The organism is Streptacidiphilus sp. BW17, assembly GCF_041262485.1.
In the GTDB taxonomy this organism is placed as follows: Bacteria; Actinomycetota; Actinomycetes; order Streptomycetales; family Streptomycetaceae; genus Streptacidiphilus.
On the sequence record NZ_JBGCCR010000032.1, the window covers coordinates 50,485 to 62,941 of the forward strand.

Below are 12,457 nucleotides of genomic sequence, written 5' to 3' on the forward strand. Positions count from 1 at the left end.
CGTGGCCCTCGCCAAAGCACCCGGCCTCCGGATCAGCCGCCGGACCGGCCGCCGGACCTGCCGCCGGACCGGACTGCGCATCGGTGAGCAGCACGGGCATCCGCGCGAGTGGATCTGGGGCTACCTGATGGTCCTGCCGCTGGTCGCCGGGATCGGTGTCTTCTACCTGTGGCCGATCGTCCAGTCCTGCTACTACAGCTTCACCAGCTGGGGCGTCTTCGGCGGGCAGCAGTGGGTCGGGTTCGCCAACTACCGTGCGTTCCTGAGCGATCCGCAGCTGCCCAAGGCGGCCTGGAACACCGTGCTGTACTCGCTGCTGATGCTGCTGTCGATCCCGTTCTCGATCGTCTGCGCCGCGCTGCTCAACCAGGTGCGCGGACGCAGCGTCGCGCTCTACCGGACGCTGTTCTTTCTGCCGGTGGTCAGCATGCCCGCCGCGGTGGCGATGGTGTGGCGCTGGCTCTACAACGGCGACTACGGCCTGATCAACTACCTGCTGTCGCTGGTCGGCATCCACGGCCCGCACTGGGTCTTCGACCCCAGGTTCACCGTCTACGCGATGGCCGTGGTCGGGATCTGGGCCAGCCTCGGCTACAACATGATCATTTTCGCGGCCGGCCTCAAGGGCATTCCGCGTCACTACTACGAGGCGGCCGAGCTCGACGGCGCGGGCCGGATCCGGCAGTTCTTCTCGATCACGCTGCCGCTGCTCAGCCCGAGCATCTTCTTCGTCTCGGTACTGACGGTCATCGGCGGCCTGCAGATGTTCGACACCGTCCTGATGATGCTCGGCAAGGCCAACCCGGCCCTGGCCGACAGCAAGACCATCGCCTACCTCTTCTACGAGGACGTCTTCCTCGACAACCAGCAGGGGATGGGCTGCGCGATCGCGGTCGTGCTGATGGCGGTCCTGCTGGTGCTGACCGCCGTCCAGTTCCGGCTGCAGAAGAAGTGGGTGCACTATGAATAAGCAGCGGTTGTGGCCGGTTCATGTCGTGCTGGCGATCGGCGCGGCGGCGATGGTCGCCCCGTTCTTCTGGCAGTTGCTGACCTCCCTGCAGACGCTGGGTCAGGCGACCAGCGTGCCACCGGACTTCGTGCCCGGCTGGCGCTGGTCCAACTACTCGGAGGTGTTCACGAGCATGCCGTTCCTGCGGCAGTTCCTGAACACCGTGCTGATCACCGTGGTCCGGGTCGCGGCGCAGCTGCTGTTCTGCTCGATGGCCGCCTACGCCTTCGCCCGGCTGCGCTTTCCGGGACGAAACGCGTTGTTCCTGCTGCTGCTCGCGGTGCTGATGGTGCCCAGCCAGGTCTACCTGCTGCCGCAGTACCAGATCCTCATGCACCTGGGCCTGCTCAACACCCTGACCGGCATCGTGCTGCCGGGCCTGTTCAGCGCCTTCGGCACCTTCATGCTGCGGCAGTTCTTCCTCTCGCTTCCGCTGGACGTCGAGGAGGCCGCCCGGCTCGACGGCGCGGGACCGCTGCGGATCTTCTGGTCGGTGATGCTGCCGCTGGCCAAGCCCGGTCTGATCTCGCTCGGCGTGCTGACCGTGCTCTGGTCCTGGAACGACCTACTGTGGCCGCTGGTGGTCGCCAACGACGCCAACCAGATGCCGCTCTCGGTCGGTCTGGCCACGCTTCAGGGCGAGCACAGCACCGACTACCCGGTGCTGATGGCGGGTTCGCTGCTGGCCAGCCTGCCGATGATCGTCATGTTCGTCCTGGCGCAGCGCCGGATCACCGAAGGCATCGCCTTCACCGGCTCCAAGTGACACCACTCAGGGAAGGGAACTCTGTGACCGTGGAAGACGTGCGCCTCGGCGTCATCGGTCTGGGCCTGCGCATCTCGCTGGCCGTCGCCGCCCACCGGCCCGGGCGCGGTACCGTCGTCGCCGCCGTCTGCGACAGCGACCCCGCAGCGCTGCGGCGCGGCCTGGAACGGCTCGACGGCGTCGAGCCCGGCTCGGTCAAGTCCGAGGACGCGGTGACCGACTACCGGGAGCTGTTGGCCCGCGACGACCTCGACGCGGTGTTGGTGGTGACCCCGGACGACACCCACGAGCAGATCGCCGTCGACTGCCTGCGTGCGGGCAAGCCGGTCTACCTGGAGAAGCCGATGGCGATCACCGTCGACGGCTGCGACGCGATCCTGCGCGCCGCGTACGAGACCGGCACCCGCCTCTACGTCGGTCACAACATGCGGCACATGGGCGTGGTCCGGCGGATGCGGGAGGTCATCACGCGCGGCGACATCGGCGAGCCGAAGACCGTCTGGGTGCGCCACTTCGTCTCCTACGGCGGCGACTTCTACTTCAAGGACTGGCACGCCGACCGCCGCCGCACCACCGGACTGCTGCTGCAGAAGGCCGCCCACGACATCGACGTGGTGCACTGGTTGGCGGGCGGCTACACCGAACGCGTCAACGCGTTCGGCTCGTTGATGCTCCACGGCGACCTGCCGCGCCGGGCCCCGGGCATGCCGCGTCCGGAGAACTGGCTCAAGGAGTACGAGTGGCCGCCGACCACGCGGGCCGACCTGCACCACCGCATCGACGTCGAGGACGTCTCGGTGATGAACATGCAGCTGGACAACGGCGTGATCGCCGCGTACCAGCAGTGCCACTTCAGCCCTGACTACTTCCGCAACTACACGGTGATCGGGACCGAGGGGCGGCTGGAGAACTTCGGCGACGAGGCCGGAGCGGAGGTCCGGGTGTGGAACACCGGGCCCTCCCGCTACCGCGCGGACTGCGACATCTCCTACCGCGTGCCGGACTCGTCGGGCACGCACGGCGGCAGCGACGTCGCCATCATGCAGGAGTTCGCGCGGTTCGTCCGTGAGGGCGGCCCGACGGACACCTCACCGCTGGCGGCGCGGATGAGCGTGGCCGCCGGATACATGGCGACGATGTCGCTGCGCGACGGCGGCCGTCCCTACGACATCCCGCCGCTGGACCGGGAGTTGGCCGCCTACTTCGACAACGCGCAGCAGTCGGTGCCGGGTGGTTTCGGCGGGTCCGCCGGGTCCGGAGATTCCGGCGCTTCGGGCGTCTCTGGAGCGGGGCGGCTCACGGCCGACTGACGGGCGTGGTGTCGACGTCCGCGCCGGCCAGGAGGTGCCTGGGGCCTGTTGTGCGCGACGGTATTGTGCACGGCGGTATTGCGCACCAGGGTATTACGTGCACGAATGGTTGCCCCGGCATACGCTTGCAAGCGGCAGGAGATGTCGAAAGGAGTGGATTGGGGAGTGGATATGGGCCCGTCGTCGTCCGCGCCGAGTGCCGAACTCCACCGGGCCCGTGAGCTGCGGCTCGCCGCCACGGCGGAGGAGGGCCCGACCCGGCTCGCCCACATCTGCCTCGACGCCTGGCATGGCGGTGACGTGGTCGCCGCCGGGATGACCCTCGCGTCCCTGCTCCGCGCGCTGCCCGGGGTGGGCCCGGTCACCGCGCACGACATCCTGATCGGCGCCCGTGCGACCGAGGCCACCTTGTTGGGCGCGCTCGACCACGACCAGCGCGCGGCCCTCGCGTCCAGCCTCGCCCGGATCCCGACGGCCGGCGGTTCGGCGTGACGGCGTAGGGCGTAGGGCATGACGGCGTAGGGCGGGGCGGGGAAGGGTGGCCGAGGACTTTACAGCGCCTTCACACGTGCCCCTGCGATACTCCGAACGATGGACGGATGGGGACTGAGGCTCCTGCGCGCGGTGGTGTTCGCCGCGCTCTCCGTCATGCTCCCGGTCGGGGCGCGCCTGGCGGTGACCGGGCAGCCGGTCCCCGTGGACGTCGCGCTCCTCGCGCTCGGCGGCAGTCTGGTCGTCGCCCTGCTGCTCTTCGCGGGCGAACGCGGCTACCGGAGCATCGTCGCCGTCCTTGTCCCGCTCCAGGTCGGGATGAACGTCCTCTTCAACACCGGTCAGCAGAGCTGTCCGCCCGGTCCGGTCGCCGCGCATGCGGGCCTGCCGGGGTGGGGCATGCTCGCGTGCGGCGGCGGGACCATCCGTCCCGGCCTGCTGGGACTGACCGAGCAGACGCACGCCGCGCTGGTCGCCCTGACGGGTGGTCAGGCGATGCTGCTGTTGGTGGTCCACCTGGTGCTGGCGCTGGCCGCCGCGTGGTGGCTGCGCCGCGGTGAGGCGGCCCTCTTCGCGCTGGTCCGGGTGGCGGTGCTCGCCGGGTGGCACGGCGTCCGCGCCCTGCTCGTCCGGCTCTCGGCGCCTGTCGCGCTGCCCGAGCCGAGCGGCCCCCGGCCGCCGCTTCCCGCACCCCGTTCCAAGGCGCGCGGTCCACAGGACGTGCTGCCGCGCACCGCGCCGCGTCGCGGCCCGCCGATGCTCGCTCAGGCCTGCTGAGCGGCGTCGCTTCGCGTTCTCCCTTTTCTTTTCTTTCTTCTTTTGCGCTGCGCTGCCTGAACAGGCCTGTCCCTCACCCTTTCCTGCACTTCTTCATCTGTGAGGACAGCCATGAGCAAGACCAAGAACCGCAACAACCCCAGCAACCACAGCAACCACAACTCCAACAAGCCCGGAAACGCCCGCGAGCGGCTGCAGTACGAGCGCGAGGCGCAGGCCCGCAAGCAGGTCCGGATGCGCCGGATCGGCATCGGCTCGACCGTCGTCGCGGTCGTCGCCGTCGGCGCGGTGGTGGCCGTCGCCCTCGCCGGCAACAGCGGGGGCAGCGCCGGGGCCGGCCAGCCGTTGGTGATCCCGGCCCACGCCAGCGGCCCGGACGGCACGGTGATCGTCTACGGCAACCCGAACGCCAAGCACACGCTGGACGTGTGGGAGGACTTCCGCTGCCCCATCTGCGACAAGCTGGAGAAGGCCGACGGCCCGACCATCAAGCAGCTCGCGGACAACGGCACGTACAAGATCCAATACCACATGGCCACGTTCCTGGACAACAACCTCGGCGGCACCGGCTCGATGGACGCCCTGGAGGTCGCGGGAGCCGCACTCAACGAGGGCGGCCCGACGGCGTTCAAGGAGTTCCACGACGTCCTCTACGCCAACCAGCCCTCCGAGGAGACGGACGGCTTCGGCAACCTCAACACCCTGCTGGACCTGGCGAAGAAGGTGCCGGGCCTGGTGACGCCGCAGTTCACCAAGGACGTCGAGAACCGCGTCTTCGCCCCCTGGGCGGCCAAGGTCTCGGACGCGTTCAACAGCAGCGGCATCCAGGGCACGCCCACGCTCAAGCTCGACGGTCAGGTGCTCAACGTCTTCGACAACAGCAGCAACCCGGTGACCCCGGCCCAGTACACGGGCCTGGTCCAGCAGGCCGTCGGCACGAACAAGTAGCGGACCGGAGCCGACGAGGATGAACCCCGAACTGGCTGATGAGGCGGATATGTTGGACACCGTCGAACCGAACGCCGTAGAGCCCGGCGGCAGTTGGATCACTGACCAGGTCGCCGCCACGCGCGGCTACGCCTGGTTGCTGCTGATCGCCGGCGCCCTGGGTCTGGCCGCCGCGATCACGCTGACGCTGGAGAAGATCCGGCTGCTGGAAAACCCGCATTACATCCCGAGCTGCAACATCAGCCCGATCATCAGTTGCGGTTCGGTGATGCGCACCGCGCAGGCCTCCGTCTTCGGCTTCCCCAACTCGCTGATCGGCGTGGGGGCCTTCGCGGCGGTCGTCACCATCGGCGTCGTCGCCCTGACCGGCGTCCGGCTGCCCCGCTGGTTCTGGCTCGGCCTCCAGGCCGGGACGCTGTTCGGGATCGGCTTCGTGTGCTGGCTGATCGACCAGACGCTGTACTCGATCGGTGCGGTCTGCCCGTACTGCATGGTCGTCTGGACGGCCACGATCCCGCTGCTCTGGTACACCACCGTCCACAACCTGCGCACGGGCACCCTCCCGCTGCCGAGCGGTGCACGGGCGTGGTTCCAGCGGACCGGCGTGCACTGGGCGTGGGTCGTGCCGGCTGCGGGGTACCTGGTGATCGTGCTGCTGGTGCTGAACCGGTTCTGGTATTACTGGTCGACACATATCTGACGACACATCATATGTGTGTAAGTGGTTCGACGGCGGGCAGAAGGGTTGCATGCAGATCTAATCCGCGCGCTGTGCGGTGCCCAGGATGTGGGTTCCGGCGGGGGAGGGGATCCGGGTGTCCGGGAAGGTGAAGGTGCGGACGTCGGTGAGGCGGAAGCCGGCCGCGTCGATCGCGGAGCGGGTGTCGCGGCCGGTGTGGCAGCCGCCGCAGAGCAGTGGCCAGAAGGTCGCGTCCACGGCCCGCTGGACCTGGCGCATCGCCGGGGAGTCGGCGCGTACGTGCTCGAAGAAGCGCAGCTGCCCGCCGGGCTTGAGCACCCGGCGGGCCTCGGCCAGTGCTGCGGCCTGGTCGGGGACCGAGCAGAGCACCAGGCAGACCACGACCGCGTCGAAGGACGCGTCGTCCGCCGGGATCGCGTCCGCGGTGCCCGCCGCCACCTCGACCGGCACTGGCGCGGTGCGCGCGGCCTCGGTCGCCAGCGCGCGCAACTGCTCCTCCGGTTCCACAGCCAGGACGCGGGTGACGGTGGAGGGGTAGTGCGGGAAGTTCAGGCCGTTCCCGGGGCCGATCTCCACGACCTCACCGGAGAGCCCGGCGAGCAGGCGGGCACGATGCTCGCCGATCCCGGCCCGGTCCAGCGCCGGACCGGCGACGCGGGACCAGAGCCGGGCGAAGAGCGGACGGCGGACGCTGCCGGAGGGGCTACCGGCGGGCATGTGCGGTCACCATCACTTCCACGGGCCGACGGCGGGTCTGCCTCTCACGATAGGTCCGCCGCACCGTCGACGCGGCGGATGAGCTCCTTGAGGTGGGAGATCTCGGCAAGGAACGCCGCTCGCCCCGGCTTGGTGATCCGGACCCAGGTGCGGGCGCGACGGCCCTCGTAACCCTTGTCCACCGCGACCAGTCCGGCCTCCTCCAGCACCTGGAGGTGACGGGAGAGGTTGCCCGCGGTGAGGTCGAGTGCCTCGCGGAGGAAGGTGAACTCGACCCTGGCCGACTCGTGCAGCACCGCCAGGATGCCGAGGCGGGCGCGTTGGTGGACGGTGTCGTCCAGGCCCTGGGTGGGATGGGCCTGCTGGGCGGGTTCGTCGCTCACGTCGCCTGCCCCTGCGGCAGGATCTGAACGCGGGCGCGGTCACGGTCGCGCAGCAGCTTGGCGAGCCGGAAGCCCAGACCACCGAGCAGCAGCGTGAATCCGGCGAGCCAGAGGTTCGGGACGTACTGCCATGCCGCGGATGGGGTCCAGCCGATCAGCGGGGTCTGGTTCTCGACGTCGTAGAGGTTGGAGATCAGGGTCACGACGAGGAAGAGTACGGCGAATCCCGCCATCGGAACGCTGCGTTCGAGCCGGGCCAGGACGAACAGGCCGAGCGCCAGCGCCAGCAGCGGTGTCATGCCGCGGATCGCCAGGTCTCCAGGGACGGAGAGCAGTTCCCGATGCATCAGTCGGTCGCTCACCTCGGGCGTGGCGAGCACGGTGATCGCGAGCAGCGCGAGCCCCGTCACCAGGTAGGGCCAGATCCGACCGGCGACGCCGACGCGTCGGGCGCGGGACCAGTAGTAGCCGAGCGTTGCGGCGTAGCCGACGGCGACCGCGATCAGCCAGTAGAGCGACATGGCCAGCGAGCCCCCGGGAATGCCGTCACCGCCGTTGATCACGCAGCTCATCTCGCCGTGCGGGCACGAGGGCACGTTGACCAGGTACAACGGTGCGGCGCCGATCACCAGCAGTCCGAACAGCACCAGCGGGAACCAGAACCCGTGGCGCGCCGCCCGGGTCAGCCTGCCTGCGGTGGTTGCGGCGGCCAGGAGTTGTGCGGGCGAATCGTCGGACGGGTCTGTGGGCGGATTGCTCACCATGGTTGTGCCTCCCCGAATTTGTTGTGCCATCAGGTTTGCACTGCAAACCATTCTGCGCAAGACTCTGCCATCAAGGGGGAGTTGGGGGGACGGTCCGGGATCCGCCCTCGGGGGGGGTAGGGCGGATCCCGGACCGCATGACGACGTCCGCCCTGCGCGGCGTCTGCTGCGCAGGGCGGGCATGGGGACATCAGCGTGGGGACATCGCGGGGGCGTCCAGAAGGCCAGGGCGTCAGGGCGTCAGGACGTCAGGACGTCAGGACTTGCGGATGGCGGAGATCTCGAACTCCAGCACCACCTTGTCGCCGACCAGGACACCGCCGCCCTCCAGGGCCGCGTTCCAGGTCAGGCCGAACTCCTTGCGGTTGATGGTCACCGAACCCTCAAGGCCCACACGGAAGTTGTTCATCGGGTCCATGGCGCTGCCCTGGAACTCGAAGGGGATGGTCAGCGACTTGGACACACCCTTGATGGTGAGATCGCCGGTGACGTCGTAGCGATCGTTGTCGGCCTCGCGCACGGACGTCGAGACGAAGGTGATCTCGGGGTGGTTCGGCGCGTCGAGGAAGTCGTTGGTGCGCAGGTGGCCGTCGCGCTGCTCGTTGCGGGTGTCGATGCTGTCGGCCTGAATGCTCACCCGCACCGTCGAGTTGGCCGGGTTCTCGCCGTCGAGGTGGGCGGTGCCCTCGAACTTCTTGAACCCGCCGCGCACCTTGGTCACCATGGCGTGCCGTGCCACGAAGCCGATCTGGGTGTGCGCGGGGTCGAGGACGTAGTCGCCGGTCAGTTCACTGCGGGGGACGGTGGTCATGAGTCTGCTCCACGGACATCGGGGCCGCGCGGGCGCGGCGAGGCCGAGTCGCCTCAGGCGTCACCCTAGGCGCACGTACGGTCACCTGCCTCTCGAGGCGCGGTGCGGCGTACGGGAAACACCGTATGGCGTGGGTCCGGTTGGGCTGGTCGGGTGGAACCGTCAGCAGGGCTGAACGGAGGAGGTGGACGGCCATGTCCGGAACCATGGATGCGGTCGACGAGGACCGGATGATGGACTTTCTGATGCGCGTGATCACCGACGCGGGCGCGGCGGCGTCGGGACTGTGCACTTCGCTGGGAGATCGACTCGGGCTCTACTCGGCCATGGCCGAGGCCGGGGGCACCATGAGCGCCGCTGAACTCGCCGAGCGGACGGGGATGGTCGAGCGCTACGTCGCCGAGTGGCTCGCCGTCCAGGTCGCGGGGGAGTACGTGAGTTACGACCCCGAGTCCGACCGCTACACCCTGCCGCCCGAGCACGCCGCCGTGCTGGCGGACCCGACCGCGCCCACCTACGCGGCGGGGTTCTTCACCATGCTGCAGGCGATGTTCGGTACCGAGGACACGCTGATGGAGGCGTTCCGCACCGGCGAGGGCGTCGGGTGGGAGCAGCACAGCTCCGCCCTTTTCTCGGGGGCGGCCAAGTTCTTCCGGCCCGGTTACACGGCCTCGCTGGTCGCGGAGTGGCTGCCGGCCATGAACGGCACCGAGCAGAGACTCCAGAGCGGCGCCGAGGTCGCCGACGTGGGCTGCGGCTACGGCTACTCGACCATGCTGATGGCCAAGGCGTACCCCAACTCGCACTTCCACGGCTTCGACTTCCACGGCCCCTCGATCGAGGCGGCCCGCCGGATCGCGGACGAGCAGGGGCTCGGCGACCGGGTCAGCTTCGACGTGGCCTCCGCTCAGGACTTCCCCGGGGACACCTACGACCTGGTGACCTTCTTCGACTGCCTGCACGACATGGGCGACCCGCAGGCGGCCCTGCACCACGCGGCGGAGAGCCTGGCCGAGGGCGGCGCCTGCATGATCGTCGAGCCGAACGCGTCCGAGGACGTCCGCGCCAACGCCAACCCGGTGGGCCGGGCGATCACCGCGGCGTCGGTCGCCGTCTGTCTGCCGTCGGCGCTGGCCCAGCACGGACCACAGGCGCTCGGCAACCACGCCGGGGAGCGGACGATGCGGACGATCGCCGACCACGCGGGGCTGCACCACTGGCGGCTCGCGGCCGAGACGCCGGTGAACCGGGTCTACGCCGCCAGTCGGTGAGGCGGTCCTGTCGCTGAGGGGTTCCAGTCGGTGAGGCGGTCCAGGCGGTGAGGCGCCCGCTCGGGGGCAGTCGGCGTGGGTTGACCGCCCGCGCGAGGCGGCGCAGCCTGGAGGTGTGACCGCGTCGGCCGGGGAGGTCGGTTTGCGACGCATCCTCGCGGTCGTCGACCTGCTGATCCAGGCCGTCGACGAGGACGCGCTCCTCTCGGTGCTGCTTCCGGAACTGCTCGGGGCGATCCCCGCGGAGAACATCATCTGGACCACCCGCCCGGTGCCGCCACTCCCGGTGACGCATCCGGCCGGGCTGCTGACGCCGGAGGACTACGCGCTGATCGACCACTACCGGACGTCAGACCCGCTGATCCGGCTGACCACCGGCGGTCCCGGCGTGCCGCTGCGCCGTTCGGACCTCCAGTCGCGGACGGACTGGCTCGCTCAGCCGGTCTACGCGGATGTGGCCCGCCGGATCGGTGGTGAGTACCAGCTGGCCTTGGAGGTCCCCGTCGGCGGAGACCCCGGTGGAGTCCCTGGCCGAGTCCCGGGCGGGCGGAGCGTGTGCGTCGCGCTGAACCGGACGGGCCTGGACTTCTCCGACGACGACGTGGCCGCCGCGGCCCTGCTGCAGGACCGGATCCGGGCCGCGCTGGTCCGGCTGGGCCGGAGCGCCGCGCCGCATCCGTGCAACCTGGGGCCGGCGCCGACCCCGCGCGAGGCGACGGTGTTGGACCTGCTCGCCCTCGGCCTGTCCGACCAGCAGATCAGCCGCCGACTCGGCATCAGCCCGCGCACCGTCGACAAGCATCTGGAGCACGTCTACGCCAAGCTCGCCGTCCACGGCCGGGTGGACGCCGCGAACGTCTGGCGCGAGCACCGGCCCGAGCACGGGCCCGACGAACGCCGAGGGGCCGACACGCAGCGCGCGTCGGCCCCTCGGGCGTGGTCCCTGCTCCGGGCTCAGCCCCGCGGAGCCGGGAAGGTCGGGTACTCCACGCCGGAGACGTACTGGACGACCCGGACGACCTGGCACGAGTAGCCGAACTCGTTGTCGTACCACAGGTAGAGGATCGCGTTGTCGCCCTCGACCTTGGTCGCGCCGGCGTCGACGATGGACGCGTGGCGCGAGCCGATGAAGTCGTTGGAGACCGCGTCCGGCGCCGTGGTGAAGTCGATCTGACGACGCATCGGCGAGGTCAGCGACACCTCACGCAGGTGCTCGAGGACCTCCTCGCGGGTGGTCTCGCGCGCCAGCTGCAGGTTGAGGATGGCGATCGAGACGTCCGGCACCGGCACGCGGATCGAGCTGCCGGTGATCTTCGCCTTGAGGTCCGGCAGCGCCTTGGCCACGGCCGAGGCGGCACCGGTCTCGGTGATCACCATGTTCAGCGGGGCGGAACGGCCACGGCGGTCGGCCTTGTGGAAGTTGTCCAGCAGGTTCTGGTCGTTGGTGAACGAGTGGACCGTCTCCACGTGGCCGCGGAGCACTCCGTACTCGTCCGCCATCGCCTTGAGCGGCGGGACGATCGCGTTGGTGGTGCAGGACGCGCAGGAGAGGATCTGCTCGTCCGGCTTGATCGTGTCGTGGTTGACACCGTGCACGATGTTGGGGACGTCACCCTTGCCGGGCGCGGTCAGCACGACCTTGGCGATGCCGGGCTGGAGGTGCTTCGACAGACCCTCGCGGTCGCGCCAGCGGCCGGTGTTGTCGATCAGCACCGCGTCGTTGATCCCGTAGGCCGTGTAGTCCACGGTCGTCGGGTCGTCGGAGTAGATGACCTGGATCTCGTTGCCGTTGGCGACGATCTTGCTGTTGGCCTCGTCGACCGTGATCGTGCCCTGGAACTGGCCGTGGATCGAGTCGCGGCGCAGCAGCGAGGCGCGCTTCACGATGTCCATGTCGCCGCTGCGACGGACGACGATGGCCCGCAGGCGCAGGCCGTTGCCGGAGCCGGACTTCTCGATCAGCAGGCGGGCGACCAGGCGGCCGATGCGGCCGAAGCCGTAGAGGACGACGTCGCGCGACTTGGAGCGCTCGATCTTGTTCTCGCCCGTGGCGCCGGCGACGGCCTCGGCCGTGAAGGCCTCGACACTCAGGCCGCGGTCGTCGGCCTTGTAGGAGGTGGCCAGCAGGCCCAGGTCGATCTGGGCCGGGCCCAGGTCGAGCGTGGTGAGCGCCTGCAGGAACGGCATGGTCTCGGTGACCGAGAGCTCCTCGCCGTCGATCTGGCGGGCGAAGCGGTGGGTCTTCAGGATGCTGACCACCGACTTGTTCACCAGGGAGCGGCTGTGCAGCAGGACGGTGACGTCCTGCTCACGGTGCAGCTTCCCGATGATCGGGATCATCGCCTCCGCGATCTCCTCGCGGATCTTCCAGTCGGTGAACGAGTCGTCGTTGACAGTCACAGGCTTTTATCTTCCAGCTAGGCAGCGGCCTCCATGTTAGCCTCGCAAAACTTTGATCATGTAATCGGCTCTCCTGTTGGACGCACCTGTACGCGAACCTCCCGCCTGC

General features: G+C 69.4%; 14 protein-coding genes. 9 read left to right on the forward strand and 5 right to left on the reverse strand.

The genetic code is table 11. From position 1 onward, the window contains the following. The first annotated feature begins 1 nt into the window (after nt 1). The 7 genes from ABH940_RS29560 to ABH940_RS29590 all read left to right on the forward strand — a co-directional run bounded on the left by ABH940_RS29560 (nt 2) and on the right by ABH940_RS29590 (nt 6,002). A complete protein-coding gene (locus tag ABH940_RS29560; protein ID WP_370106664.1) occupies nt 2-970 on the forward strand; it encodes a carbohydrate ABC transporter permease in 969 nt (322 codons plus the stop codon). After that, complete coding sequence (locus ABH940_RS29565) at nt 963-1,775, forward strand: carbohydrate ABC transporter permease (protein WP_370071626.1); 813 nt, start codon at nt 963-965, stop codon at nt 1,773-1,775. Before ABH940_RS29560 ends, ABH940_RS29565 begins: the two co-directional genes overlap by 8 nt. Before the next feature lie 29 nt (nt 1,776-1,804). Next, the gene (locus tag ABH940_RS29570) at nt 1,805-3,085 is read left to right on the forward strand and encodes a Gfo/Idh/MocA family protein (RefSeq protein WP_370071627.1); all 1,281 of its coding nucleotides are present in this window, start codon (nt 1,805-1,807) and stop codon (nt 3,083-3,085) included. A 165-nt stretch (nt 3,086-3,250) separates the two neighbouring features. Continuing rightward, nucleotides 3,251-3,577, forward strand: a complete 327-nt coding sequence (locus tag ABH940_RS29575; RefSeq protein WP_370071628.1) for a hypothetical protein — start codon at nt 3,251-3,253, stop codon at nt 3,575-3,577. Nucleotides 3,578-3,676: 99 nt separating this feature from the next. After that, nucleotides 3,677-4,354, forward strand: a complete 678-nt coding sequence (locus ABH940_RS29580) for a hypothetical protein (RefSeq protein ID WP_370071629.1) — start codon at nt 3,677-3,679, stop codon at nt 4,352-4,354. Between the two features lie 111 nt (nt 4,355-4,465). Next, nucleotides 4,466-5,302, forward strand: a complete 837-nt coding sequence (locus tag ABH940_RS29585; RefSeq protein WP_370106665.1) for a thioredoxin domain-containing protein — start codon at nt 4,466-4,468, stop codon at nt 5,300-5,302. 49 nt (nt 5,303-5,351) lie between these two features. After that, entirely contained in the window at nt 5,352-6,002 is a 651-nt protein-coding gene (locus tag ABH940_RS29590; RefSeq protein ID WP_370106666.1) for a vitamin K epoxide reductase family protein, read from the forward strand. A 57-nt stretch (nt 6,003-6,059) separates the two neighbouring features. Here the strand turns inward: ABH940_RS29590 and ABH940_RS29595 are convergent, their stop codons facing one another. From ABH940_RS29595 to ABH940_RS29610, 4 genes are all read right to left on the reverse strand, one after another. Further along, nucleotides 6,060-6,719 carry a class I SAM-dependent methyltransferase gene (locus tag ABH940_RS29595; RefSeq protein WP_370071632.1) on the reverse strand — a complete coding sequence of 220 codons (660 nt, stop codon included), beginning with the start codon at nt 6,717-6,719 and terminating at the stop codon, nt 6,060-6,062. A 44-nt stretch (nt 6,720-6,763) separates the two neighbouring features. Continuing rightward, on the reverse strand, nt 6,764-7,102 hold the full coding sequence (locus ABH940_RS29600; protein WP_370071633.1) for a winged helix-turn-helix domain-containing protein: 339 nt from the start codon (nt 7,100-7,102) through the stop codon (nt 6,764-6,766). Continuing rightward, nucleotides 7,099-7,866, reverse strand: a complete 768-nt coding sequence (locus ABH940_RS29605; protein WP_370071634.1) for a hypothetical protein — start codon at nt 7,864-7,866, stop codon at nt 7,099-7,101. The genes ABH940_RS29600 and ABH940_RS29605 overlap by 4 nt, the downstream gene beginning before the upstream one ends. Nucleotides 7,867-8,122: 256 nt before the next feature. Beyond that, nucleotides 8,123-8,677 carry a YceI family protein gene (locus ABH940_RS29610; protein WP_370071635.1) on the reverse strand — a complete coding sequence of 185 codons (555 nt, stop codon included), beginning with the start codon at nt 8,675-8,677 and terminating at the stop codon, nt 8,123-8,125. A 194-nt stretch (nt 8,678-8,871) separates the two neighbouring features. Here ABH940_RS29610 and ABH940_RS29615 point away from each other — a divergent pair, with 194 nt between their 5' ends. Then, nucleotides 8,872-9,948 (forward strand): class I SAM-dependent methyltransferase, encoded by a 1,077-nt coding sequence (locus ABH940_RS29615; RefSeq protein WP_370071636.1) that lies wholly within the window; start codon nt 8,872-8,874, stop codon nt 9,946-9,948. Nucleotides 9,949-10,090: 142 nt separating this feature from the next. Next, nucleotides 10,091-10,981, forward strand: coding sequence for a response regulator transcription factor (locus ABH940_RS29620; RefSeq protein ID WP_370071637.1), 891 nt, complete (start codon nt 10,091-10,093; stop codon nt 10,979-10,981). Here ABH940_RS29620 and ABH940_RS29625 read toward each other — a convergent pair. Further along, on the reverse strand, nt 10,903-12,348 hold the full coding sequence (locus ABH940_RS29625; protein WP_370071638.1) for a glyceraldehyde-3-phosphate dehydrogenase: 1,446 nt from the start codon (nt 12,346-12,348) through the stop codon (nt 10,903-10,905). The genes ABH940_RS29620 and ABH940_RS29625 overlap by 79 nt on opposite strands. Between the last annotated feature and the right edge of the window lie 109 nt (nt 12,349-12,457).

Excerpts from the sequence above, each read along its gene's own strand:
- ABH940_RS29610 (WP_370071635.1), bottom strand. The coding sequence starts at position 8,677 with ATGACCACCGTCCCCCGCAGTGAACTGACCGGCGACTACGTCCTCGAC.
- ABH940_RS29580 (WP_370071629.1), top strand. The coding sequence starts at position 3,677 with ATGGACGGATGGGGACTGAGGCTCCTGCGCGCGGTGGTGTTCGCCGCG.
- ABH940_RS29595 (WP_370071632.1), bottom strand. The coding sequence starts at position 6,719 with ATGCCCGCCGGTAGCCCCTCCGGCAGCGTCCGCCGTCCGCTCTTCGCC.
- ABH940_RS29585 (WP_370106665.1), top strand. The coding sequence starts at position 4,466 with ATGAGCAAGACCAAGAACCGCAACAACCCCAGCAACCACAGCAACCAC.
- ABH940_RS29565 (WP_370071626.1), top strand. The coding sequence starts at position 963 with ATGAATAAGCAGCGGTTGTGGCCGGTTCATGTCGTGCTGGCGATCGGC.
- ABH940_RS29590 (WP_370106666.1), top strand. The coding sequence starts at position 5,352 with ATGTTGGACACCGTCGAACCGAACGCCGTAGAGCCCGGCGGCAGTTGG.
- ABH940_RS29605 (WP_370071634.1), bottom strand. The coding sequence starts at position 7,866 with ATGGTGAGCAATCCGCCCACAGACCCGTCCGACGATTCGCCCGCACAA.
- ABH940_RS29615 (WP_370071636.1), top strand. The coding sequence starts at position 8,872 with ATGTCCGGAACCATGGATGCGGTCGACGAGGACCGGATGATGGACTTT.